The sequence below is a fragment of the Saliphagus infecundisoli genome (assembly GCF_020177375.1).
Taxonomy (GTDB): domain Archaea; phylum Halobacteriota; class Halobacteria; order Halobacteriales; family Natrialbaceae; genus Saliphagus; species Saliphagus infecundisoli.
In genome coordinates this window covers 53,404-76,171 of sequence record NZ_JAIWHV010000001.1, presented here as the reverse complement: position 1 = coordinate 76,171, position 22,768 = coordinate 53,404, and the positions used below count along the sequence as shown (strand labels likewise).

Here is a 22,768-nt window from a genome sequence, read left to right as displayed (position 1 = left end):
CAAGGGCCCTACCCGACCAGACAACACCAATGGTATACGAGCTGATCGCGTTCGCGCTGTTCGCGTTCGTCACCCTGGCGAGCGCGATCGGGGTCGTGTTGATGCAGGATCCCTGGCACTCGGCACTCCTGCTGGGGGTCACGCTGGTGAGCGTGGCGATCTACTACGTGATGCTCGCCGCCGAGTTCGTCGCGATGATGCAGATCCTCGTCTACGTCGGCGGCGTGCTCATCCTCATCACGTTCGCCGTCATGCTGACCCAACGCGAGGAGCCGCCGACCCGGGTGGTCGGTGAATGACCACCGGCCCGCGCCTGCGCGTCGGCGGTCACCTGCTGCCGGGCGTCCTCGCGGTCGCCCTCTTCGGGCTCATCGCCCTGGTCGTTCTCAACACCCCCTTCGAGGGGATGGCCGGCTACCCCGACGGGATCTCGGTTACCGCCGAGGTCGGCTACGCCCTCCTCGATTTCACCGCCCTCCAGAGCGGCGAGGGCGCGATCGGCGACACCGAACACTTCCTGGTCTCCTTTTTCCTGATGGCGGTCGTTCTCGACGCTGCACTCGACGCCTCGCTCGTGCTCGCAAAGCGCGAGGAGGCCGGCGAGGTCGTCTCGCCGTACGCGAGTTCGGGCGGAAGCGACTCGGGGGCACAGCCGGCGACCGACGGGGGCAGCGAACTCCACGAGGACGAACGAGGTGAGGGAGAGTGACCGTCGCCGTCGAGTACTACGTGCTCCTCTCGGCCGCGCTGTTCTGTATCGGGCTGTTCGGCGTTCTGACCCGGAAGAACGCACTCATGTTCCTGATGTCCGTCGAGATCATGCTGAACGCCGCGAACATCAACCTGATCGCGTTCTCGTTCTATCACGGCAACCTGACCGGCCAGGTGTTCGCGCTGTTCACGATGGCGCTCGCGGCCGCGGAGGTCGCCATCGGACTCGGCATCATCCTCGTACTGTATCGCAACTTCGAGGGGATCGACGTCACCGTTCCCGCGGCGATGAGGTGGTAAACGAATGGCAACTGCGTTCGAACTCGCTCCGGCGATCGCCGCCCTCCCGCTTGCGGCGTTCGTGGTCGTACTGCTCGTCGGCGACTCGATGCCGAAGAAAGGCGCGTTCGCGGGGATCATCGCGACCGCGGGCTCGCTGGTGCTCTCTCTGTGGGCGCTCGCGACCGTCGCGGGCGGCGAGGTCTACAATCAGGAACTCTACGAGTGGGCCGCAGGCGAGGAGATCGCCTTCCACTTCGGGATCCTGATCGACCCGCTGTCGGCGCTGATGCTCGTGATCGTCTCGCTGGTCGCCCTGCTCGTTCACGTCTTTAGCCTCGGCTATATGAACGAGGAGGGCGAGACCGGACTGCCCCGCTACTACGCCGAACTCGGGCTGTTTACCTTCAGCATGCTCGCGTTCGTCTACGCCGACAACCTGCTTATGGCCTTCATGTTCTTCGAGCTCGTCGGCCTCTGTTCGTACCTGCTGATCGGCTTCTGGTTCCGGACGCCTTCCGCATCGTCGGCGGCAAAGAAGGCGTTCCTGGTCACCCGCTTCGGTGACTACTTCTTCCTGATCGGGGTCGTCGGGATCGCCGCGACCTTTGGCACCCTCTCGTTTGCCGGCGAGAGCTCCTTCGTGGTCGCCGCCGAGGAGGCGATCTCCGGCGGCGAGACCCTCTTCGGCTTCGGCGCCGAGACGTGGGTCACGATCCTCGGCCTGCTCGTGCTGGGCGGCGTGATCGGGAAGTCCGCCCAGTTTCCCCTACACACCTGGCTCCCCGACGCGATGGAGGGCCCGACGACGGTGTCGGCGCTGATCCACGCGGCGACGATGGTCGCCGCCGGCGTCTACCTCGTCGCGCGGATGTACGGCTTCTACGCCCTCTCGCCGACGGCGCTCGCGATCATCGCGTTCGTCGGCGGCTTCACCGCACTGTTCGCGGCGTCGATGGGCGTCGTCAAAGACGACATCAAGCAGGTGCTGGCGTACTCGACGATCTCCCAGTACGGGTATATGATGCTCGGGCTGGGCGTCGGCGGCTACGTCGCCGGCGTCTTCCACCTGATGAACCACGCCTTCTTCAAGGCGCTTCTCTTCCTCGGTGCCGGTGCGGTCATCATCCTCATGCACCACGAACAGGACATGTGGAAGATGGGCGGGCTGAAAGACCAGGCGCCCGTCGCCTACTACACGTTCCTCGCGGGCGCGCTCGCCCTCGCCGGCATCGTCCCGTTCTCGGGCTTCTGGAGCAAGGACGAGGTGCTCTACGACGCGCTCATCCTCGGGCTCGAGGAGCCGATCTTCCTGATCGCGTACGCGATGGGGCTGATCGCCGTCTTCTTCACCGGCTTTTACACCTTCAGGATGGTCTTTCTCACGTTCCACGGCGAGCCCCGCTCGGAAGCCGCACGCGACCCCCATCCGATCGGGGCCGCCGTGAAACTGCCCCTGATCGTGCTCGGCGTCCTCGCGGTCGTCGCGGGGATCGTAAACCTCGCACCGATCGCGAAACTCACCGGCGCGGAGATCGTGTTCCTCGAACACTGGCTCGACGGCGAGTACGGCGCCGTCGAGGGGTTGACCTACCACGAGTACCACGAGTTAATGGGCCACGAGACGAGCTACATCGGCTCGGAGACGCTGACGATGCTGCTCGGCGCGGCGCTCTCGCTCGGCCTCGCGTTCGCCGGCGCCGGGCTCGCCTGGACGCTGTACAACGTCCCCGAGCCCAAAGAACACACCCGCCGGCTCGGGCGCGCCCGGGAGGTCCTCGGGAACAACTACTACCAGGACGAGTACCAGGTCTGGCTCGCGCGTGACCTCACGCTTCCGTTCTCCCGGACCGCCGATCGATTCGACCAGAGCGTCATCGACGGCGTGGTAAACGGCGTCTCGAGCGTGAGCCTCTTCGGCTCGGGTCGGATGAAACGCCTCCAGACGGGCGTCGTCACCAACTACGCGGCGCTGCTCGTCCTCGGATTCCTCGCACTGCTTGTGATCTTCGGCATCAACGGAGGCTGGTTCGTATGATACTAGAGTCGCTCATCGGAGTCGCACTGCTCGGCGCGCTCGTGACGTTCGTCGCGCCCGACCGGATCGCGGGCAAGCTCGCCTTCGCGATCAGTCTGGTCCCCGCGGCACTCAGCCTGTGGATGTTCACCGCCTTCGACGGCAGCGGCAACGCCTTACTCGACGGCGATCTGGCCTTCGAGTCCCGGATGGAGTGGATCGCGCTCGGCGACTACTCGATCTCGTGGTTCGTCGGACTCGACGGAATCAGCATGCCGCTCGTGGCGTTGACCACAGTGCTCTGTTCGCTCGCGATTCTGAGCTCCTGGACGCCGATTGCCGAGCGCCAGTCGCAGTTCTACGGGCTGATCCTGTTCATCGAGGCGAACCTGATCGGCGTCTTCGCCGCGCTCGATTTCTTCGTCTGGTTCGTCTTCTGGGAGGCCGTGCTCATTCCGATGTACCTGCTGATCGGGATCTGGGGCGGCCCCCGCCGGAAGTACGCCGCGATCAAGTTCTTCGTCTACACGAACGTCGCCTCGCTCGTGATGTTCGGCGCGTTCATCGCGCTCGTCTTCTCGCTGGGCGACGGCGTCACGAGCTTCGCCTTACCCGAGATCACCGACGCGATGTTGGCGGGCGGGCCGGAGGCGTTCGCCGGTCTCGAGGGCGCGACGCTCTCGTCGGTCGTCTTCGTCGCGATGTTCCTCGGCTTCGCGGTGAAGGTCCCGGTGGTTCCGTTCCACACCTGGCTCCCCGACGCCCACGTCGAGGCCCCCACCCCGGCGTCGGTCCTGCTGGCGGGCGTCCTCCTGAAGATGGGGACCTACGCCCTGCTGCGATTCAACTTCACGATGTTCCCGGAGGACGTGATCTCGACGTTCGCGATCCCGATCGCGGCGATCGCGGTCATCAGCGTCATCTACGGCGCCTTGCTCGCGCTCGCCCAGACCGACCTCAAACGGATCGTCGCCTACTCCTCGGTCTCCTCGATGGGCTACGTCATCCTCGGGCTGATCGCCTACACCCAGTTCGGGATCGGCGGGGCGACCTTCCAGATGGTCTCCCACGGGCTGATCTCGGGGCTGATGTTCATGTCCGTCGGCGTCGTCTACAACGCGACCCACACCCGGATGGTCACGGACATGTCCGGGCTTGCCGACCGGATGCCGATCGCGGTCGGCATCCTGATCGCGGGGGCGTTCGGCTACATGGGGCTGCCGCTCATGTCGGGCTTCTACGGCGAGTTCGCCATATTCTACGGCGCCTTCGGCTCGGAGTTCCTCGACTACGCGCCCCTCTTTACCGCGATCGCGATGTTCGGCATCGTGATCGTCGCGGGCTATCTCCTCTTTGCGATGCAACGGACCCTCTTTGGGCCCTACCGGCTCGAGACCGACTACGAGGTCGGCCCCGCGCCGCTTCACGACGTCGCGCCGATGTTCGTCCTACTGGGACTGATCATCGCGCTCGGTGTCGCCCCGGAGTTGATCTTCGAGATGATAACCGACGCCGTCGATCCGCTGCTTGGAGGTGGTGCATAGATGGCACTGGTCCAACTCGAGAGTTGGATGGCGCTGGCACCGACGCTCCTGCTCGCGCTGTCGGCGCTCGCGCTGTTCGTTATCGACAGCATCGACCCGGACACGACCAACCGGCCGCTGCTCGCGGGCACCGCCACGGTCGGCTCGCTGGCCTCGCTCGCCGTCGCCGTCTGGTTCATCACCACGGGCGTCGGCGACCCCGCCCGCCGCGGCGAGCTGGCCCTCTTCGGCGACCAGCTGATCGTCGATCAGATGGCGCTCTTCTTCATGGTCATCGTCGCGGTCGTCACCGCCCTGATCTCGATCGCGAGCTACGACTACCTCCGCGGGCACGTCTACCAGTCGGAGTACTACTCGCTCGTCCTGCTGGCGGCGACCGGGATGTCCACGATGGCGACGGCGAACAGCCTCGTGACGGTGTTCATCGCCCTCGAGCTGGCGAGCCTACCGTCCTACGCCCTGGTCTCGATCCTGAAGGACAACCGGGGCAGCGTCGAGGCCGGCCTGAAGTACTTCCTGATCGGGGCGCTGTCGTCGGCGATCTTCGTCTACGGCATCTCGCTGGTCTACGGCGCCACCGGCCACCTCCAGCTCGAGGCCGTCGCCGAGAACGTCGGCGCCGAGGGCTTCGACGGCCTGCTCGGCGTCGGCGTCCTGATGGTGATCGGCGGGGTCGCCTACAAGACCGCGAGCGTCCCCTTCCACTTCTGGGCGCCCGAGGCCTACGAGGGCGCGCCCGCACCAATCGCCGCCTTCCTTTCCTCGGCCTCGAAGGCCGCCGGCTTCGTGATCGCGTTCCGGATCTTCACGACCGCGTTCCCCCTCGAGGCGATGACCGAGATCGGCTTCGACTGGACGATGGCGTTCGTCGTCCTCGCGATCGTCACGATGACGGTCGGCAACTTCGCCGCGGCGACCCAGGAGAACGTCAAACGGATGCTGGCGTACTCCTCGGTCGGCCACGCGGGCTACGCGCTGATCGGGCTTGCCGGCCTCGCGGTCGACGGCGGCCAGATCGTCCTCGCGGCCGCGATGATGCACCTGTTCGTCTACGGCTTCATGAACACCGGCGCGTTCCTCTTCGTCGCGATGGCCGAGTACTGGGGCGTCGGGCGGACCTTCGAGGACTACAACGGGCTCTCCTCGCAGGCGCCGGTCGCCTGCGGGGCCCTGGCCGTCTTCATGTTCAGCCTCGCCGGGGTTCCGCCCTTCGGCGGGTTCTTCAGCAAGTACTTCCTCTTTACGGGCATCCTCGAGACCGCCTCGGGGAACCCGTGGCTGCTCGCGGTCGCGGCCGCGCTCGTGATCAACAGCGCGCTCTCGCTGTACTACTACGCGCGGCTCGTGAAAGCGGTCTGGTTCGAGGACCCCGTCGCCGGACGGGGCCAGCTCACCCAGCCGACGGGGCTGTACGTCGCGGTCGTGCTCGCGGGCGTGATGACCGTCCTCGTCCTGCCCGGCTTCGGCCCGGTCGCCGACGCCGCCTACGCCGCGGCGAGCGCGCTCGGCCCCTGAGAGCGATACGTTTTAACGCGGTGGCGGGTAAGCCGCCCCAATGGGTTCCCGGCTCGTACTCGGCTGTGGGACCATCGGCCAGCGGATCGTCGAGAGCGTCCCCGACCACGGTGGCGGGGAGCTGCTCGTCCTCTCGGAGGACGACGACGTCGTCGAGACGTTGCGCGACGACGGCGTCCCGGCCCGTCTCGAGGACCCGGCCGATCCCGGCGTGCTCGCCGCCTTAGCCGAGCCCGCGGTCGTCCTCGTCGCCGGCGACCGGACCGACCGCAACCGGCGCACCGTCGAGGCCGCCAGGGCGCGGTTTCCCGGCGTCCAGATCGTGGCCTACGCGGGGGGGAACTTCGAGGGGGAAGACCGAACCGTCATCGAGGAGCGGGCCGACCGGGTGATAGACCGGACCCGCGCGATGGCCGACCGGATCGTCCGCGAGACCACGAGCGGCCCCGCGACGACGGCCCTCGCACTGCGAAACCACCTCGGGGCCATCGAAGGGCCGCTCGCGGTCGTGACCCACGACAACCCCGACCCCGACGCGATCGCGAGCGCGGTCGCGCTCTGTGATCTCGCAAGCGTGGTCGGACTGGGCGCCGACGCCTGTTATTTCGGGGAGATCTCCCACCAGGAGAACCGCGCGATGGTGAACCTCCTCGAGCTCGACCTCCGGCGGCTCGAGCCCGGCGAGGACCTCGCGGAGTACGGCTCGGTCGCGCTCGTCGACCACTCCCGGCCCGGCGTCAACGACCAGCTCTCGCCCGACCGCCGGGTCGACGTGGTGATCGACCACCACCCCGCGCGGGGGCCGGTCCCCGGCGACTTCGTCGACCTCCGGGAGCACGCGGGCGCGACCAGCACCGTGTTGACCGAGTACCTAGACCAGTTCGGCCTCGCGCTCTCCCGACGGACGGCGACCGCCCTGCTGTACGGGATCCGGATCGACACCAACGACTTCACGCGGGAGGCGAGCGCGATCGACTTCGAGGCCGCGGCGACGCTGCTCGCGGCCGCCGACGAGGACGTCCTCCGGAAGGTCGAGTCGCCGACGGTCGACGCCGACACCGTCGACACGGTCGGGCGGGCGATCGGGAACCGGACCCAGCGCGAGTCGGTGGTCGTCTCGAGTGCGGGTCGGATCGGCGACCGCGACGCGCTCCCCCAGGCCGCCGACCGCCTGCTCACGATGGAGGGGGTGACGACGACGCTCGTCTTCGGGTTCATCGACGACATGGCCTTCCTCTCGGCGCGCTCGCGGGCCGGCGAGATCGATCTCGGGGAGACGCTACGGGAGGCCTTCGGCCAGATCGGGAGCGCGGGCGGCCACGCGGACATGGCCGGCGCCCAACTCGAGATCGGGAGCCTCGGCGGCGTCGAGGACCGCGATCAGGTCGACTCGATCCTGAGCGTCGTCGAGGAGGTGATCACCGACCGCTTCTTCGAGGCGATCCGGACGCGGCCGGGGACGCCGGTGGGCGCCTACAGTCGGACCAGCGAGTGGCTGTTCGTGCCGGGAGACGGCCGGCCAGGGGACGACGAACGCGAGGGGGGACGGGAGTGAGCGCGAGACTTTTCCACGGCGGGAGCAAGGGAGGAGTATGAACGGCGTCGGAACGAACGCGCAGGTCGGCGATTACATGACCCGGGATGTCGTCACCGTCTCGCCCGACGCGACCGTCGGCGACGTCGCCACCCGGATCGCGGAGTGTGAAGAACACAACGGCTTTCCCGTCTGTGACCGCCGGCGGGTCGAGGGGTTCGTCAGCGCGCGGGACCTGTTGCTGGCCGACGACGACGCCCCGATCTTCACCGTGATGACGACGGACCTGATCGTCGCCCACCCCGAGATGAAGGTCAACGACGCCGCCCGCGTGATCCTCCGGTCGGGCATCCAGAAGCTACCCGTCGTCGATGACGCTGGCAACCTCGTGGGGATCATCGCGAACGCCGACGTCATCCGCAGCCAGATCGAACGCGCGACCCCCGAGAAGGTCGGAAAGCTCGTCCGAACCCTGGAGAACATCCACGGAATCTCCCTCCGACAGGAACGCCGGACGGTTCCGCTGGGAGAACTCGTCCCAACCCAGGGACGGGTGTACGCCGACGAGCTCGAGGGCCGCCGATACGAACTCGACCGCGGCCTCGCCGAGCCGCTGGTGGTGATCGACAACGCCGGCTCCCTGTTGCTCGCCGACGGCCACCACCGGGTGCTGGCGGCCGACCGCCTCGCGATCGAGGAGATGGAGGCGTACGTGATCGTCATCGACGAGCCGATCGACCTCGGGATGGCCCGGACGGCCGCAAAGGAGGGTCTGGAGGGGTTGGCGGACATCGAGGTCGTCGACTACGCGCGCCATCCCCTGGTCGAAACCATCGAACGGCTCCAGGAGGACGCGGTGTAGTCCCGGCCATCGCATCCGACCGGATCGACCGAGCGTCCGGAAACGGTTAGTGTGTCGACAGTCTAGACGGGAGCGATGAGCGACACGCTATCGGCGGGCTCCGGTCGGTCGGCCGCCGTCGGGCGCGAGGAGGGGTCGAACGACGCCGCCGACCCGGTCCTCGTAGTCGAGGGGCTGACCAAGACCTACGGCACCGGGGAGGAGGCGGTCCGGGCGGTCGACGACCTCTCGGTGTCGATCGATCGGGGCACCGTCGTCGGCCTGCTCGGGCCGAACGGCGCGGGGAAGACGACGACGATCAAGACGCTCCTGGGGCTGGTACTCCCCGATTCGGGACGGGTCAGGATCGACGGCACCGACCCCCTCGCCTCCCCGCGGGACGCCTACCGGTCGGTGGGCGCGATGCTCGAGGGCGCCCGGAACGTCTACTGGCGCCTGACGGTGAGGGAGAACCTCCGGTACTTCGCCAGGCTCGCCGGCCGACCCGCCGATCCCGACCGGATCGACGAACTGATCGACGGCGTCGGCCTCGCCGAGAAGGCGGATACGACCGTCAACGAGCTCTCACGGGGGATGAAACAGAAGGCCTCGCTGGCCTGTACGCTCGCCCGCGAGACCCCTATCGCCTTCCTCGACGAGCCGACGCTCGGCCTCGACGTCGAGAGCTCCCGGGAGCTTCGGGGGGAGCTCCGCCGGATGGCCGGCGAGAAGCGAACGATCGTCGTCTCGAGCCACGACATGGACGTCATCGAGGACGTCTGCGACCGGGTGATCGTCATGAACGAGGGCCGGATCGTCGCCGACGACACCGTCGAGAACCTGGTCGACGCCTTCCGGACCCAGGCCTACCGGGTCACCGTCGAGGGTGACCTCCTCGAGGAGACCCGGAAGACGCTCGAGGATCGCTTCGGCGCCGGCAAGTGGACCCGGTCGGGCGATCGGCTCTCCTTCGAGGCGACGCGGGTCACCGGCGAGGCCTTCTACGATCTCGTCGACTCCCTCCGGGCGGCCGACTGTCGGTTCGTCTCGGTCGACTCCCTGGAGACCGATCTCGAGGAGGCGTTCCTCCACGTCGTCTCGGACGACCGCGCGGGCGCCGAGAGCCGGGAGGGGAAGCGATGAACGCGGCCCAGTACGGGCTGCTCGCCCGTGCGGTCGTCGAGAAGCAGCTAATCCTGCTCAGACGCTACTGGATCAACACGGCGATGATGCTCGTCGCGAGCTACCTCTTCTTCGCGATGATCTTCTTCGGCGGGCGGGCCGTCGGCGGCGCGGGGATCGGCGATACCCTCGACGGGGTGGTCGTCGGCTTCTTCTTGCTTACGGCCGCGACGGCGGCGTACTTCGACGTCGCGGGCAACGTCATGCGGGAGGCCCAGTGGGGCACGTTAGAACAGCTGTTCATGTCGCCCTTTGGCATCGGGCGGGTGATGGCGATCAAGTCGGCGTTCAACGTCGCACTCAGCGCCGCCGTCGCCTTCACCCTACTGGCAGTCATGCTCGTCACGACCGACCGGACCCTGTCGGTCGATCCCCTCACCGTCGTCCCGCTGCTCGTACTGACGATCCTCTCGGCGGTCGGCCTGGGCTTCGTCTTCGCCGGGCTCTCGCTTCTCTACAAGCGCATCGAGAACGTCTCCCAGCTGATGCAGTTTTCCTTTATCGCGCTGATCGCCGCCCCCGCCGCCGTCGACAGCCCCGCGATCGTCGCGCTCCCGCTGAGCCACGGCAGCGCGCTCCTCTCGCGGGCGATGACCGACGGCGTCCGCCTCTGGGAGTTCCCCGTCCTCGAACTCGGGCTCCTGGTCGGCAACGGCCTCGCGTACCTCCTCGTCGGCGCCGTCGCCTTCTCCGTGCTCGTCCGCCGGGCCCGGAAACTCGGCGTGATGGGCCACTACTGACGCCCGCCCGCCGACCGGAACGCGAGGATTCCGACGGTGAGGAAGGGGAGCCCGAGTCCGACGCCGAGGGGCCGTGTCGGGAGGCTCGAGACGACCAGTATCGCTCCGAAGACCACGTAAGAGGCTGCCGATAGCCCGCCGTTTCGACACGTATTGTTTCCTCCGATCCGGAAGCGACGGAGGTCCCGACGAGGCAGGCGCGGATCATCACGGATCGCTCCCGCCCTCATCGGGCCGTTCCGCGGAGCCGTTCCCGTCAGTAGTAGCGTTCTCGTCCGACGAGTCGCTCCCCTCTTCCGTGCCGATCACGCCATCCATCTCGACGGAGTCGTTCGTCTCGGTCGTGTTCCCGTCGTCGTCGGCGATTCCCGTGCTCTCGTTTCTAGGGTCGGTCCCCGTCGCGTTGTCGCCCCCGTCCGCCCCATCGTCCTCTTCGGGATCGGGCTCGTGGTCGTCCCCGCCGCCCTCGCTCGTGTTCTCACTGCTTCCCTCGACGTCGGTCGTGTTCCCCTCACTCTCCCCGACGGATTCGTTCTCGTCGCCCGTCTCGAGGTCCGAGGTTCCGTTCTCCTCGTCGTCGGTCTCGGTCCCCTCGTCCGACGACTCACCTCCCCGATCGGCGCCCTCGTCCGTCTCGTTCCCTGCCGTCTCCTCGGTGGCGTTGTGAGCCTGCGACTCGACGTCGGAGTCGTTCTCCGCCGGGTCGTCGTCGGATGCCTGCTCCGTGCCGTTATCCGGCTCCGTCGCGTCCAGTACGGTTACCGACGACTCCCCCTCGATCGTCGAGTAGGTGCCGTCGAACTCGGCGGCGGTCGAAAATGAGGCGTTGGCCGCTCCGCTCGCGGAGAACAGGGCGAGCCCGCTCCCCGCGAACAGGCTGCAGGCGACGACGATCGCCGCCAGGACGGCGAGGGCGGATCGCGTTCGGCTCATCGCGGCTCCTCCCCGGAGCCGGCTCCGGCATCGGTTTCGCCGATGGTGTTACCGGCGCCGTCCCCGACCGGCTCTCCGATCTCGTTCCGTTCGAGAGCGGGGTCGTCGGGCTCATCCGGGTCGGCCGTGTCGTCGCTCTCCCCGCCACTTCCGTTGCCCAAAAGCCGGATTCCGACGGCGACCAGAAGCGAGATCGACGCGCCGATGGCGACCGTGACCGAGATCGCGGTCGGGTACCGGACGGCCAGGTACGCACTCGCCGGGGCCACGACCGCGAGCACTCCGATCGCCGTCCTGAGCGCGGCCGGCGTGAGGACGAGAGCGTCGGTTCCCTCGGTCGAAGCGTCCCCACTCCCCGAACCGTCGGCCTCTCGAGTTTCGGTCTCCGGATCCCCGCGTTCGCGCGAGGAGCCGACGACCGAGTAGGCCTCCGAAAGCAAGAGGAGCCCGAAGGGGAGGACGACGAGCGCGAGAAAGCCCTCGGTCGTGTTCGCAAACTGGATGACGTGGCCGAGATACGGTATCGTCACGACGACGCTACCGACCACGTTCTCGTGGGGCACTGGGTTCGCGTCCGGTTCCTCGTTGGCGTCGCCCTTCGTCTCATAGAGGTAGCCATCCGAGGTTTCGGTGATTCCGACGACGCGATGGGTGACCGGCGGCTCGTCGGCGCTCCGGTAGAAGGTGATGACGTCGCCCTCCGCGATCTCGGCGGGTTCGACCTCGCCGACGACGACCGCGTCCCCGGGCTCGATCTCCGGGGACATGCTCGCCGTCAGCACGACGTAGCTGTGGTCGGCGCCGATCACTTGCGGGACGGCGTAGACGACGAACACCGCGACGACCGCGAGGAAGACGAGGAGGACCGCGATATGGATCGCCCGGCGCCAGAGGGGCATCCCCGACCCCTCGGTTTCCGACCCCGAACTCTCGACCTCCGGGCCCTCGGCGACCTCGCCGTCGGCGGGTTCGGTGCTCATTGGCTTTCCCCCTGACAGATATGGACCATGACGTTGCTGATCGCCGGTCGAAAGACCTTGCCGCTGTTCCCGCCCTCCCGTTGGCCCGTACAGACCTCGCCGCGGGTCCGGGTCGCGGGTGGATCGATCTCGAACTCCTTCGCCCCGCTTGCGGGACCGCTCCCCCTCTGGGACTTCCTACCCGATCCACCGGCATGATCCGGTGGTCCGCCGCGGACGACGACCTTGCAGATCGCTGGTGCCGCGGCCTCGCTACCCTCTCTGAGAAGCCGGATGGCTCCACAGACGGTCTCACCATCCCCCTTGTTCGTCACACTCAGGAACTTGATCTCGTAGCCGCTGCCGAGCGAGAACCGATCGCCCGGCGAGACCGAGTCCGGTTCGACGTCGGCCCTCCCGAGTTCGACACAGTCCGGACACGGGGGTTCGGAACAGTCCCCGCTCTCGCCGAACGGGTTTTCGGTTCCGTCGGTGTGGCGACACTGCTCGGCGACGAACTCCAGTTCGAGCTCCGCGGAGAGCCCGACGAGCCCCTCCACATCCTCCTCGGAAAAGTTCCACTCGAGGGTGAGACAGCGAGTGTCGCCAGGGTCGAGGCAGCCCTCGGAGAGCGAAATCCCGTCGGCGAACTCCCGCCGGAGGTCGGTCAGCGAGCCCGAGAACAGCTCTCCGGTTCCCCCACAGCCCTCGTCGTCCGAGAGGGTGACTGCGAGAGCGTCCCCGAGCGGATCGCTGGCCGGCGGGCAGGCCGTTCGGAGCCAGAGCCGCGCCGCGTTCCCCTCCACGGTGAGTTCGATTGTTCGTGTCCCCGTATCGCCAGGTTCGATTCCGCCGAACGAGACGGAAACCGCGTTGCCGTCGGTTTCACAGCCCCCGCCCTGGCAGTCGATGGCGAGCCCGAGTTCGCCCGCGGCGATGCTGCTTCCGGGAAACTCCTCGGAATCATTCAGCACCGCATAGGTGCCCGCGCCGCCGACGGCGCCGAAGACGCCGAGCCCGCTCGCGCCCGCGAGGATCTCGCGCCTGGAGGGTCCGTCCCCGTCGATCATGGGATCACCTCGAGCGGGCGGGTCGGTACGGCAGCCGACGGTCGATCCGTGTGCGTGTGCATGGTAGTGGTGTGGGCGGCTCGAAGGCCGCCACCGTTAGGCCCACTCCTATCACCAGTGGTGTATGTATGAGTCCTGTACCCGATCGCTGGAGGCGACAGGACGGTCATACCGCTTTCCTGACCGTGTTTCTCCGAGGAGGACACATGGGATCGCCGTATGGACAACTGGTTTGCCGACACCGGCGCTTCACGTCGCAAGCGGTGGAACGATCGATACGAGGAGGCCTCGAGAGTTACCGAAAGCGTTGGAACGGATTCTCGGGGGGATCAGGGCAGAGTCGAGGAGTGCTATCCCCGATCGCCGTCGTTACGGGTTCGTTACTCGCTGCCTGGTGACCCGCTCGGAAAGCTGTCGCCGTTGTGCCGGGCCTGTTCGGCGTAGAACTCGAGATTCGCGCTTAATTTGGCACCCTGGATCTCGTTGCCGATATCCCCCGGATCGCCCGCTTTCGCTCCAACCCAAATATAAACACAGACGATCACGGACTCGTATGACGCAGAATCTGGACCGATCGAGAGCGGGTCCTCTTGGCTGGTGGAGATAACCAAGCCCTCCTTTAGGCTGTCGAGGAGGATGTCGAGGGAATCATAGGGGACAATCGAGAGGGTACCCTCGCTGTGCCCGCCCGGCTTATAAATCTTGACCTCTGCCCGAGCAGTCTCGCCGAGAGTCGCAAGATCCTCAGTATCGTGGAGATCATCATCACTCAGGTTGGCATCGGTTTCCGACCCGTCAAGGTCTTTGACGTTATCTGCCCTCACCAGTACGTAGCCAGGGTTATGGTGAACGGTGACCTCCCAGCAGAACTTGAAATAGTCACCGGGCTTGATGTCGTCAATGAAAATCTCACCGCCAGCGAAGACACCGTCCTCCATTTGGCCGCTGTCAGTATTCCAATCAACCTCAAGGTGCTCACCTTGATCGACCGCGAGGCCATAGGGATCGACCGTCAGGCCGAAGTTGCCTGCGGTAATCGTGTTGTCGTCGAACTCTTCCTCGTCGTTGAAGTACGCTGTCGTACCGAGTCCCGCGCCCGCGGAGGCGACGCCGACTACACCGAGGCCGGCAAGCGCCTTGCGCCGCGAAATCTCGAAGTCTTTTTCGCTCATTGGTTGTCCTCCCCCCGTGGGGGAAACCCACCGGCGGAATCGAACCGCCTAGGTCACCGCGCGTACGGCGACGGCGTACCAACGTGAGTGGGAGTGGTGGGGTGTGGAATCAGGTCGCTAGTCGTCGAATGGCGAACCGCTCGGGCCACCGTCGTTGTGACGGGCCTGCTCGGCGTAGAAAATCAGGTCCCACCCGGTTTCCTGACCCTGGATCTCGTTGCCTACCTTCGTGCTGATCTCCAGTTTGAGGCAGAACGTTACTGTCTGGCCTTTGTCGATCTGGTCCCAATAGGACTGCCCACCGTCGAGATGACTGAGAACATCACTGAAAGTTCCAACATTCCCGACATCATCGCCGTCTACCGTGACCGTCGCGTCGAGATTATTGGCGAGGTCGTTGTCCGAGCCCGAAAGACCGTCAGCGTACACGGCAACGTAACCAGGATTGTGGTTGATCGTAACTTCCCAACAGAACTTGTAGATGTCGCCGGGCTTGGCGTCGGCGATAGTGATTGGGTCCGTAACCCACACCCCATCGTCATTGTTGCCCTCTTCGAAGTCCGTCTGGCTAGGACCCAGCCCGCCCTGATTGACGTTCTTGACGGTCTGCTTGACCTCCATCCCGAACTCGCCCGCAGTGATCGTGTTTCCGTCGAACGTTTCCTCGTCGCTGAAATACGCCGTCGTGCCGAGTCCCGCGCCCGCGGAGGCGACGCCGACGACGCCGACGCCGGCAAGCGCCTTGCGACGCGAGATCTCGAAGTCTTTTTCGCTCATTGGTTGTCATCCTCCCGATCGTGACCCCCGCGAGCCGCCGCGCGGGCCGCGACCGGTTATCAGACTCCACGAGGGTATGGGGGATAGTTACGATCCGCCGGTATGCCCACGAATGAGGGAATTGAGGGTTCTAACCCCCGAATAGCCGTTTCGAACGGCCGAATCGTACGGTCGAACGGGTCGTTAGATCGACGGTATGGCAGAGCGTGAAGCGTTCACGCCGCCCAATACGACCGTTTACATCGTTCATGATACCGACAAACACAACTCCGAGACGACAGGGCGGCGATACCACCGACGCCGGCTCCCCATACATACCACAGTAATCGTACAATCCGGCCACGGGGACCATGCAACTCAGGACGACCTCGCTTACCGAAGACGAAATCCACCGGCTGCTGGGCAACAGCCGCCGGATCGAGGCTCTCCGCCAGCTCGGGGAATCGGGGGGCACGACCTCGCTGCGGGAGCTCTCCGAACGCCTCGCGGTCCAGGAAAGCGGCGAGTCGCCGCCGCCGACCCGGCTCCGCGAGAGCGTCTACAACTCGCTCCACCAGACCCATCTGCCACGGTTGGAGGAGGTCGGCGTCGTCGAGTACGACCGCGAGCAACGCCTCGTCCGCCTCTGTAAACACGCCCGCGAGGTGGATCTCTACATGGAGGTCCTCACGTGCGTCGGGCTGACGTGGTCCGAAATTTACCGCGGGCTCGGGGTCGGTAGCCTCGTCGTCGTCCTCGGTTCGCTGCTCGAGGCGCCGGGGATCGCCGCCGTCGACGCCCTCCTCTGGACGAGCCTCGCGCTGGGGCTGTTCGCGGCCCTCTCCGGGTATCAGCTCTGGACGAACCGGACGCTGCTGTGGCGCGGGCTCCGGGACCGGTGAGGACGGACTTGACGCGGCGAAACCCGAAGAGAACGGTTAGATCCCGACCTCGAGAAGTCGGTCGTCACAGGCCGTACATCTCGCCGCGACGACGTCGTAGCTTCGACAGCAGGAGTCGACGACCTCCTGCTCGAAGGCGACCTCGCCCTCGCAGGTCGGACAACGCTCGAGGAAGAGCCGCAAGGCCCCGAGGACCTCGCTTCTGGCAGCGAGCGGGAGGCCGCTCCACTCCCGGCCGGCGCGCTCCTCGAGGGCCCGCGAGGCCGCCACGTCGGCGACGAACGCCGATCGGGACTCCCACTGGCCGATCCACTCGCCGTCGATCCGGGCGACGAACGCGTCGCCGTACCACTCGAGATCGAGGGTATCCGGGCGCACGCCGACGAGTTCCGCGAGCGCCTTCCGGTCGGCACTTTCCCCCCGAACCTCCCGGATCCGACGGCGCCAGCGGTCCTCGAAACCGGGGTCGATCTTGAGGTCGTCGGCCCCGCGGTCGTCGACCACGACCCCCGTAGAGAGGAGGTAGCGTTCGACGTCGATCTCCTCCGCGTCGGCTGCCGGAAACTTCCCGAACCGATCGAGGAGCCACGACGGGAAATATCGTTTCGTGAGCCGTGGCGTCCCCGGCACGAGGTAGCCCCGGAATCGGATCGTAGCGATCCCGACCGCGAACGCGAGGACGCCGGCGAGCGGGGAGACGACTCCGACGGCGACCGAGAGAGCACCGGCGAGGACGACGTTGACGACAGTACAGGGGAGACACCGGTTCTCGCCCGTGTGTTCGGGATTCTCGACGCGCTCGAGGAGCGATACCGGCGCGGCTGTCATACGGGTAACCGGAGGTTGCTCGGGATAGGTATGATCGTCGTACGGCCCGAACGATCGTCTGAACAGTCATACTTCCTTATTAGTCCGTCTGTCCGTCACTGAACCGGTGGGGGAAGAATGCGAACGAACCAGGTGCTCGACGGCACCGACACGGCTGACGAGGCGCATCTCGACGAACAGGACGTCAAGGACGACGTCTTTCACACGCTGAGCAACCGGCGGCGCCGGTACGTACTCACGTACCTGCACACGAACGGGGGCCACGCCACGGTCCGGGAGATCTCCGAGGAGCTCGCGGCCTGGGAGAACCAGGTCCCGCGTGCGGAGGTGACGTACAAACAGCGCAAACGGACGTACACGTCGCTGATCCAGATCCACCTGGGGACGCTCCACGACGGCGGATTCGTCGACTACGACTCCGACAGAGGCGATATCGAACTGACCGACGACGGCGCCGCCCTCGTCTCGGTGCTCGCCGAGGACCTGCTCGTCGGCGACGGCGCCGACGGTGCCGACGAGGACTCGGTCGGCGGCGTTCGCGGGTGGCTCTCGGGGATCCGTGACCGGTTTGGCTCCCGGCGGGAGTGATCAGGGCGCCGATCGTCCGGAGTCGCTCGCCGCGGCGGCGGGCTCGGAGACGACGGTGATCGTCCGATCGCCGTCGAGGGGAACCGTCACGTGGTGTCCGTAGTAGGTGAACTCGACGTAGCCCCGCTGGGTACCGCCCGTTCGTGCGGAGGCAAACAGCGCATCGAGCGCGTCCGGATCGATCGCCTCCTCGATCGGGGGGAGGTCGGCGGGTTCGACGCCCGTCCGCTCGGCGACCAGGAGCACGACGTCGACGGCGACGGAGTCGTCCTCGGCCGAGTGTTCGTGAGTAACCATACGATTTCCTGAAAGAAATCGCTCCGTTCATAAATACGTTTCGTCAGTGGCTATCAGTAACGGAAACGAGTTGATAGCTTCCGGCACCCGGAATCCTTAACAGACGCTCCGGCAAATATTACGACATACTTCATGTACGATCAGGACGATCTCGACGACATCCGCGAGGCCCGTGCCGACTGGGAGAGCGAGGTCCCCGAGGGAGGCGAACGGGCCGACCGGTTCGCGACGGTCTCGAACCACGAGGTCGACCGGCTCTACACCCCCGAGGACGTCGCAGGGATGGATTACCTCGAGGACCTGGCCTTTCCCGGTGAGGAGCCCTACACCCGGGGACCGTACCCCACGATGTACCGCGGACGGACGTGGACGATGCGCCAGTTCGCGGGGTTTGGCACCGCCGAAGAGACCAACGAACGGTTTCACTACCTGATCGACGAGGGCCAGACCGGGCTCTCGACGGCGTTCGACATGCCGAGCCTGATGGGACTCGACTCGGACGACCGGATGAGCGACGGCGAGGTCGGCCGGGAGGGCGTCGCGGTCGATACCCTCCGGGACATGGAGATCCTCTTTTCGGGCATCGATCTCGCGGAGGTCTCGACGTCGTTTACGATCAACCCCTCCGCGCCGGTGATCTACGCGATGTACGTCGCGCTCGCCGATCAACGAGACGTTCCCCGCGAAAAGCTTCGGGGGACCCTCCAGAACGACATGTTCAAGGAATTCATCGCCCAGAAGGAGTGGGTAATCCCGCCCGAGCCCTCGCTTTCTCTCGTCACCGACGTCGTCGAGTTCAGCGCGAGCGAGACCCCGAAGTTCCACCCCATCTCCGTGTCGGGCTACCACATTCGAGAAGCGGGCTCGACGGCGGTCCAGGAACTCGCGTTCACGCTCGCCGACGGCTTCGCCTACGTCGAGGACGCCACCCAGCGGGGCCTCGCGGTCGACGACTTCGCCCCCCGCCTCTCCTTTTTCTTCAACTGCCACAACTCCTTTTTCGAGGAGATCGCGAAGTACCGCGCCGCCCGGCGGATCTACGCTCGGGTGATGGACGACTGGTACGGCGCCGAGGCCCCCGAATCGAAACGCCTGAAGTTCCACACCCAGACCGCCGGCCAGTCGCTGACCGCCCAGCAGCCGCTCAACAACGTCGTCCGGGTGACGATCCAGGCGCTGGCGGGCGTCCTCGGGGGAACCCAGAGTCTGCACACCAACAGCTTCGACGAGGCGCTCGCTCTCCCCTCCGAGCAAGCGGTCCGGGTCGCGCTGCGGACCCAGCAGATCATCGCCGAGGAGTCGGGCGCAGCAGACATCGTCGATCCCCTCGGCGGCTCCTTTGCCGTCGAGGCCCTCACCAACGAGGTCGAGGAAGAAGCGATGGAGTACATCGAGGAGATCCGCGAGATGGGCGAGGGGTCGGTCCGGGAGGGCATCCTCGCGGGCATCGAGGAGGGCTACTTCCTCCGGGAGATCCAGGAGGCCTCCTACGAGTACCAGGAACGCGTCGAGAGCGGCGAGGAGGTCGTCGTTGGCGTCAACGAGTACGCGATCAGCGAGGACACGAGCCCCGACACCCTCTCGATCGACGAGGAGACCCAGGAGCGCCAGCTGAACCGGCTCGCGAACGTCAAGGACGAGCGAGACGACGGGGCGGTCGACGAGCGGTTAGCGGAACTCCGGGCGGCGATCGACCGCGGCGAGAACGCGATGCCGTACATCGTCGCGGCGGTGAAGGCGTACGCGACGATGGGCGAAGTCATGGGCGTCTTCGAGGACGTACACGGCGCGTACTCCGAACGCATCGGGCTCGCCTGAAGGCCCACGGAGCGGAAGCCGGCCCTGGGATCAGCGACGTCACACGGGTAGAGACTCGCCGGCGTCGGACTCGCTCCGACGAACCGTCGCCCGGAGGAGGTGGAGCTCGACGCTGAAGACCCCCGCATCGCGTCCGAAGGCGTACCTGCCCTCCGTCTCCAGAGAGCGCCGGCTGAACACGGTCGTGAACCCCCTGACCTGTCCGCTGTCGAACACCGACCGGCCGACGTAGCCGACGTACTCGTCGGGCCGGGAGAGAACCGACGGCTGCTCGCCGACGGGGGACGTAAGCATCGCCACCGAGATCGGCGCCGGCAATCGCTCCATCAGTTCGAACCGTAGTCCGGGTCGGTAATCGTCCATCGCGACCAGGACGAACGGCTCCGAGTCCGCCTCGGTATCGGTAGCCTCGCCGTCCGTGGCGGTGGCCGGGCCGACACTGGCCGACTCGTTCCGACAGCCATCACTGGCGTGTTCCGGAACGTCGGTGCCGGCAAGAACCACGCGCGAAGGGGCGATGTGTTCCGACATTGGCGTTCGAGACGAAAACGGAAACCGAGACCCCTCAGTCGAGCTGGGTCGAGAGGAGGTTGAGCGTGGGGCTGAACATCGAGGCGTCCTCGCCGAGGCTCCCGGTATCGTCGGCGCTCAGGTTCTCGTCCTGGGAGAACAGGAACGCGGTGATCCCCGCACCGTCGCCGATGTCGTAGCGGATGACGTAGCCCGAGTAGTCGTCGGGCTGGGAGATCTCCGAGACCGTCTCGTCGTCGTCCTGAAGAGAGCTGACCGTCGTGGCCTGTTCGAGTTCCGCGACGACCTCGAAGCTCTGACCGGGATGGTAGTCGTAGGCGAAGACGAGGACGTTGCCGTCCTCCTGGAGCGCCATCAGTTACCGCCCCCGTTGCCGCCGCCGTTTCCGCCTCCATTGCCGCCGCCGTTTCCGCCTCCATTGCCACCGCCGTTTCCGCCTCCATTGCCACCGCCGTTTCCGCCTCCATTGCCACCGCCATTTCCGCCTCCATTGCCGTTGCCGTTTCCGTTCCCTCCGTTGCCGCCGCCTCCGCCGCCGAGGTCGGTCGAGAGGAGGTTGAGTTCGGGGCTGAACATCGAGGCGTCCTCACCCAGTGTCCCGCTGTCGCCGGCACTGAGGCTGACGTCCTGGGAGAACAGGAACGCGGTGATCCCCGCGGACCCGTCGAGGTCGTAGCGGATGACGTGGCCCGTGTAGTCGTCGGGCTGGGAGATCTCCGAGACCGTTTCGTCGTCGACCTGGAGGACGTTGACGGTCGTGCTCTGTTCGAGCTGGGCGACCACGTCGAAGCTCTGTCCCGGGTGGTAGTCGTACGAGAAGACGAGGGCGTTCCCGTCTTCCTGGGCGGCGACACTGTTCGCGGACGCGCCTGCGCCGATGGCCAGCGCGCCGGCGGCGAGCGCGCCCTTTTTCATAAACGATCGTCTCGAGTCGTCGGTCGATATCTCGTCGCTCATTGTCTCTCTCGCCCCGTGGTGGGGCGTCCGACTCCTTGACCGGATTTCAGAATAAAGGGCAGCCACCGTTGCGCCGTCCAGTCCCTGATTGACGATCGTTTCAGCCGGTTTCGGACGCGCGGCGGACCGAAGCAGCTCGTCCGTTCGGGACCCGAGCCGATCAATCGGTTACTACCGGCCGTAGCGATCGGCTCGATCGCGCGATGGACGCCCCGATCCGCCTCCGTACGGCGTTTCGGTCCACGCTCGGGTGGTCCGTTTCGCCGGTGGAAGCCGTTGGTTTCGGTCCGAAACAGCGGCAACGTGATCGGTTCCGCGGGAACGAAGCGGATTACTCCCGGACAGACGACACCGAACGACCGTCGGCCGCCGACGAACGGACGCCGTTTCGCCGGTCGGTCCGAGCGATTCCGGCGATAGGCACTCGTCCGACCGCGCCGTTCCCGCGTGGGTTACGAGCCGATCCCGGTCCCGGCTCGAGCCAGGGGGCGCGTGAGCCGCGGGCCGCCGATCCGCTCCGTGCTCTCCCCGCTCTCGATCCGGAACGACGCGAGCATCGTCTCCGCGCGCTCGGCGAGAGCGTCGTCGAACGCCTCCGCGGGCGCGGCGACCTCGGCCACGTAGCCCGCGTCCGTCTCGGGATCGGTCGCGAACAGCAGCCGCGAGCGCCGGCGGCCGCGCTCGCCCTCGGGATCGCCGTAGGCGACGTCGACCAGGCGGGCGTCCTGGCCCGACGCGAGGCTCCGGTCGCCCTCCTCGCGGACCTCGACGCCCTCGTAGTCGGCCTCGAGGTTGGAGAGGAACTCCGCGGAAAGCGCCTCGCTGGAGTCGAACGCCGCCGCGTCGAGGGTCAGGACGCCCAGCTCCCGGCGGCTCTCGGGGTCGCCGACGTACACCTCCTCGCCGCTCTCCTCGACCTCCCAGCCCTCGGGGTGGGCGATCGAATACCCCAGTTCGTCGTTGGTGTAGGTGACGAACCCCTCGGGGGGCTCGGTGGACTGGCTCTCCCCGCCGGTGCCGCCGTCCCCGCCATCGTCTCCCTCCCCGTTCCCTTCGCCCCTCTCTTCGCCCCCATCGCCGTCCTCGGCCGAATCGTTGGCATTCTCCTCGGCCGAGTCGTCGGCTTCCGTTTCGGTCCCCTCCGCATCGGCTACCTCCTCCTCGCCGTCACTGCTCTCAGTCTCGTTCGATCCGCCGGTTTCGGCGTCCTCGTCGTCTCGCTGCCCGGAGTCGTTCTCGCCGCCATCACCTCCGGTCCCGTTTGGATCCACGGACTCGTCGGTCGCGTTCGAGTCGGTGATTTCGTCCGTATCGCCGGTCTCGTTGGCGCCACCGTCGTCGCTCCCCTCGGAGTCGTTCGACCCCCCGGCCCCGTCGGTTCTATTGGTTCCCTCGCCGTCGTCGGGATCGTCCGTCCCCTCGGCGGTCTCGGTGTCGTTTTCGTCCACGGGCGTCGGATCGTCCCCGTCGGAGCCGTTCTCCTCCGAGGTCCCCCCCATGACGTCGTCGAGACAGCCTGCCGCCCCCACGAGCGCGAGGGCCCCCGAAACCCGGAGGACGTCCCGACGTCGTAACTCGCTCGCCATGCCCGTCC

General features: G+C 66.6%; 25 protein-coding genes. 13 read left to right on the top strand and 12 right to left on the bottom strand.

All coding sequences use genetic code 11. From position 1 onward, the window contains the following. Positions 1-29 precede the first annotated feature (29 nt). From LCF40_RS00440 to LCF40_RS00395, 10 genes are all read left to right on the top strand, one after another. Positions 30-299: an NADH-quinone oxidoreductase subunit J gene (locus LCF40_RS00440; RefSeq protein WP_114578165.1), complete on the top strand. Its 270-nt coding sequence runs from the start codon at positions 30-32 to the stop codon at positions 297-299. After that, a complete protein-coding gene (locus LCF40_RS00435; protein ID WP_224826973.1) occupies positions 296-709 on the top strand; it encodes a hypothetical protein in 414 nt (137 codons plus the stop codon). Before LCF40_RS00440 ends, LCF40_RS00435 begins: the two co-directional genes overlap by 4 nt. Beyond that, positions 706-1,011: an NADH-quinone oxidoreductase subunit NuoK gene (gene nuoK / locus LCF40_RS00430; protein ID WP_114578167.1), complete on the top strand. Its 306-nt coding sequence runs from the start codon at positions 706-708 to the stop codon at positions 1,009-1,011. The genes LCF40_RS00435 and nuoK overlap by 4 nt, the downstream gene beginning before the upstream one ends. Positions 1,012-1,015: 4 nt before the next feature. Further along, positions 1,016-3,028, top strand: a complete 2,013-nt coding sequence (gene nuoL, locus LCF40_RS00425; protein WP_224826972.1) for an NADH-quinone oxidoreductase subunit L — start codon at positions 1,016-1,018, stop codon at positions 3,026-3,028. Then, the gene (locus LCF40_RS00420) at positions 3,025-4,551 is read left to right on the top strand and encodes a complex I subunit 4 family protein (protein ID WP_114578169.1); all 1,527 of its coding nucleotides are present in this window, start codon (positions 3,025-3,027) and stop codon (positions 4,549-4,551) included. Before nuoL ends, LCF40_RS00420 begins: the two co-directional genes overlap by 4 nt. Beyond that, entirely contained in the window at positions 4,552-6,066 is a 1,515-nt protein-coding gene (locus tag LCF40_RS00415; RefSeq protein ID WP_224826971.1) for an NADH-quinone oxidoreductase subunit N, read from the top strand. A gap of 40 nt (positions 6,067-6,106) precedes the next feature. Then, a complete protein-coding gene (locus LCF40_RS00410) occupies positions 6,107-7,621 on the top strand; it encodes a DHH family phosphoesterase (RefSeq protein ID WP_224826970.1) in 1,515 nt (504 codons plus the stop codon). Between the two features lie 37 nt (positions 7,622-7,658). Next, positions 7,659-8,462, top strand: a complete 804-nt coding sequence (locus LCF40_RS00405) for a CBS domain-containing protein (RefSeq protein ID WP_224826969.1) — start codon at positions 7,659-7,661, stop codon at positions 8,460-8,462. A 75-nt stretch (positions 8,463-8,537) separates the two neighbouring features. After that, on the top strand, positions 8,538-9,584 hold the full coding sequence (locus LCF40_RS00400) for an ABC transporter ATP-binding protein (RefSeq protein ID WP_224826968.1): 1,047 nt from the start codon (positions 8,538-8,540) through the stop codon (positions 9,582-9,584). After that, complete coding sequence (locus LCF40_RS00395; RefSeq protein ID WP_224826967.1) at positions 9,581-10,363, top strand: ABC transporter; 783 nt, start codon at positions 9,581-9,583, stop codon at positions 10,361-10,363. The genes LCF40_RS00400 and LCF40_RS00395 overlap by 4 nt, the downstream gene beginning before the upstream one ends. On the opposite strand, the gene LCF40_RS23100 is transcribed toward LCF40_RS00395, so the two are convergent. From LCF40_RS23100 to LCF40_RS00370, 6 genes are all read right to left on the bottom strand, one after another. Then, positions 10,357-10,479, bottom strand: a complete 123-nt coding sequence (locus LCF40_RS23100) for a hypothetical protein (RefSeq protein ID WP_263623535.1) — start codon at positions 10,477-10,479, stop codon at positions 10,357-10,359. The two genes, LCF40_RS00395 and LCF40_RS23100, sit on opposite strands and share 7 nt — an antisense overlap. 91 nt (positions 10,480-10,570) lie before the next feature. Next, complete coding sequence (locus tag LCF40_RS00390) at positions 10,571-11,296, bottom strand: hypothetical protein (RefSeq protein ID WP_224826966.1); 726 nt, start codon at positions 11,294-11,296, stop codon at positions 10,571-10,573. After that, a complete protein-coding gene (locus tag LCF40_RS00385; RefSeq protein ID WP_224826965.1) occupies positions 11,293-12,276 on the bottom strand; it encodes a signal peptidase I in 984 nt (327 codons plus the stop codon). The genes LCF40_RS00390 and LCF40_RS00385 overlap by 4 nt, the downstream gene beginning before the upstream one ends. Beyond that, positions 12,273-13,325, bottom strand: coding sequence for a SipW-dependent-type signal peptide-containing protein (locus LCF40_RS00380; protein ID WP_224826964.1), 1,053 nt, complete (start codon positions 13,323-13,325; stop codon positions 12,273-12,275). Before LCF40_RS00380 ends, LCF40_RS00385 begins: the two co-directional genes overlap by 4 nt. Before the next feature lie 380 nt (positions 13,326-13,705). Further along, on the bottom strand, positions 13,706-14,497 hold the full coding sequence (locus tag LCF40_RS00375) for a SipW-dependent-type signal peptide-containing protein (protein WP_224826963.1): 792 nt from the start codon (positions 14,495-14,497) through the stop codon (positions 13,706-13,708). Positions 14,498-14,614: 117 nt separating this feature from the next. Beyond that, a complete protein-coding gene (locus tag LCF40_RS00370; RefSeq protein WP_224826962.1) occupies positions 14,615-15,274 on the bottom strand; it encodes a SipW-dependent-type signal peptide-containing protein in 660 nt (219 codons plus the stop codon). Positions 15,275-15,624: 350 nt separating this feature from the next. Between LCF40_RS00370 and LCF40_RS00365 the strand changes: the two genes are divergently transcribed. Next, the gene (locus LCF40_RS00365; protein WP_224826961.1) at positions 15,625-16,155 is read left to right on the top strand and encodes a DUF7344 domain-containing protein; all 531 of its coding nucleotides are present in this window, start codon (positions 15,625-15,627) and stop codon (positions 16,153-16,155) included. 36 nt (positions 16,156-16,191) lie between these two features. On the opposite strand, the gene LCF40_RS00360 is transcribed toward LCF40_RS00365, so the two are convergent. Beyond that, entirely contained in the window at positions 16,192-16,983 is a 792-nt protein-coding gene (locus tag LCF40_RS00360; RefSeq protein ID WP_224826960.1) for a DUF8054 domain-containing protein, read from the bottom strand. A 117-nt stretch (positions 16,984-17,100) separates the two neighbouring features. Between LCF40_RS00360 and LCF40_RS00355 the strand changes: the two genes are divergently transcribed. After that, a complete protein-coding gene (locus LCF40_RS00355; RefSeq protein WP_224826959.1) occupies positions 17,101-17,571 on the top strand; it encodes a DUF7344 domain-containing protein in 471 nt (156 codons plus the stop codon). Here the strand turns inward: LCF40_RS00355 and ddfA are convergent, their stop codons facing one another. Continuing rightward, the gene (gene ddfA / locus LCF40_RS00350) at positions 17,572-17,868 is read right to left on the bottom strand and encodes a DdfA family disk-determining factor (RefSeq protein ID WP_224826958.1); all 297 of its coding nucleotides are present in this window, start codon (positions 17,866-17,868) and stop codon (positions 17,572-17,574) included. Positions 17,869-18,000: 132 nt separating this feature from the next. Here ddfA and LCF40_RS00345 point away from each other — a divergent pair, with 132 nt between their 5' ends. After that, a complete protein-coding gene (locus tag LCF40_RS00345; RefSeq protein WP_224826957.1) occupies positions 18,001-19,686 on the top strand; it encodes an acyl-CoA mutase large subunit family protein in 1,686 nt (561 codons plus the stop codon). Between the two features lie 39 nt (positions 19,687-19,725). Here LCF40_RS00345 and LCF40_RS00340 read toward each other — a convergent pair whose 3' ends face one another. The 4 genes from LCF40_RS00340 to LCF40_RS00325 form a co-directional block, all read right to left on the bottom strand. Continuing rightward, positions 19,726-20,190 carry a hypothetical protein gene (locus tag LCF40_RS00340; RefSeq protein WP_224826956.1) on the bottom strand — a complete coding sequence of 155 codons (465 nt, stop codon included), beginning with the start codon at positions 20,188-20,190 and terminating at the stop codon, positions 19,726-19,728. A 61-nt stretch (positions 20,191-20,251) separates the two neighbouring features. Beyond that, entirely contained in the window at positions 20,252-20,572 is a 321-nt protein-coding gene (locus tag LCF40_RS00335; RefSeq protein ID WP_224826955.1) for a hypothetical protein, read from the bottom strand. Then, positions 20,572-21,174, bottom strand: a complete 603-nt coding sequence (locus LCF40_RS00330; protein WP_224826954.1) for a twin-arginine translocation signal domain-containing protein — start codon at positions 21,172-21,174, stop codon at positions 20,572-20,574. The genes LCF40_RS00335 and LCF40_RS00330 overlap by 1 nt, the downstream gene beginning before the upstream one ends. Before the next feature lie 452 nt (positions 21,175-21,626). Beyond that, a complete protein-coding gene (locus tag LCF40_RS00325) occupies positions 21,627-22,760 on the bottom strand; it encodes a putative sodium/potassium/calcium exchanger (RefSeq protein ID WP_224826953.1) in 1,134 nt (377 codons plus the stop codon). Positions 22,761-22,768: the final 8 nt, after the last annotated feature.

Coding starts and splice junctions, on each gene's coding strand:
- LCF40_RS00440 (WP_114578165.1), top strand. CDS start 30: ATGGTATACGAGCTGATCGCGTTCGCGCTGTTCGCGTTCGTCACCCTG.
- LCF40_RS00435 (WP_224826973.1), top strand. CDS start 296: ATGACCACCGGCCCGCGCCTGCGCGTCGGCGGTCACCTGCTGCCGGGC.
- nuoL (WP_224826972.1), top strand. CDS start 1,016: ATGGCAACTGCGTTCGAACTCGCTCCGGCGATCGCCGCCCTCCCGCTT.
- LCF40_RS00420 (WP_114578169.1), top strand. CDS start 3,025: ATGATACTAGAGTCGCTCATCGGAGTCGCACTGCTCGGCGCGCTCGTG.
- LCF40_RS00415 (WP_224826971.1), top strand. CDS start 4,552: ATGGCACTGGTCCAACTCGAGAGTTGGATGGCGCTGGCACCGACGCTC.
- LCF40_RS00410 (WP_224826970.1), top strand. CDS start 6,107: ATGGGTTCCCGGCTCGTACTCGGCTGTGGGACCATCGGCCAGCGGATC.
- LCF40_RS00405 (WP_224826969.1), top strand. CDS start 7,659: ATGAACGGCGTCGGAACGAACGCGCAGGTCGGCGATTACATGACCCGG.
- LCF40_RS00400 (WP_224826968.1), top strand. CDS start 8,538: ATGAGCGACACGCTATCGGCGGGCTCCGGTCGGTCGGCCGCCGTCGGG.
- LCF40_RS00395 (WP_224826967.1), top strand. CDS start 9,581: ATGAACGCGGCCCAGTACGGGCTGCTCGCCCGTGCGGTCGTCGAGAAG.
- LCF40_RS00390 (WP_224826966.1), bottom strand. CDS start 11,296: ATGAGCCGAACGCGATCCGCCCTCGCCGTCCTGGCGGCGATCGTCGTC.
- LCF40_RS00385 (WP_224826965.1), bottom strand. CDS start 12,276: ATGAGCACCGAACCCGCCGACGGCGAGGTCGCCGAGGGCCCGGAGGTC.
- LCF40_RS00380 (WP_224826964.1), bottom strand. CDS start 13,325: ATGATCGACGGGGACGGACCCTCCAGGCGCGAGATCCTCGCGGGCGCG.
- LCF40_RS00375 (WP_224826963.1), bottom strand. CDS start 14,497: ATGAGCGAAAAAGACTTCGAGATTTCGCGGCGCAAGGCGCTTGCCGGC.
- LCF40_RS00370 (WP_224826962.1), bottom strand. CDS start 15,274: ATGAGCGAAAAAGACTTCGAGATCTCGCGTCGCAAGGCGCTTGCCGGC.
- LCF40_RS00365 (WP_224826961.1), top strand. CDS start 15,625: ATGCAACTCAGGACGACCTCGCTTACCGAAGACGAAATCCACCGGCTG.
- LCF40_RS00360 (WP_224826960.1), bottom strand. CDS start 16,983: ATGACAGCCGCGCCGGTATCGCTCCTCGAGCGCGTCGAGAATCCCGAA.
- LCF40_RS00355 (WP_224826959.1), top strand. CDS start 17,101: ATGCGAACGAACCAGGTGCTCGACGGCACCGACACGGCTGACGAGGCG.
- ddfA (WP_224826958.1), bottom strand. CDS start 17,868: ATGGTTACTCACGAACACTCGGCCGAGGACGACTCCGTCGCCGTCGAC.
- LCF40_RS00345 (WP_224826957.1), top strand. CDS start 18,001: ATGTACGATCAGGACGATCTCGACGACATCCGCGAGGCCCGTGCCGAC.
- LCF40_RS00335 (WP_224826955.1), bottom strand. CDS start 20,572: ATGGCGCTCCAGGAGGACGGCAACGTCCTCGTCTTCGCCTACGACTAC.
- LCF40_RS00330 (WP_224826954.1), bottom strand. CDS start 21,174: ATGAGCGACGAGATATCGACCGACGACTCGAGACGATCGTTTATGAAA.
- LCF40_RS00325 (WP_224826953.1), bottom strand. CDS start 22,760: ATGGCGAGCGAGTTACGACGTCGGGACGTCCTCCGGGTTTCGGGGGCC.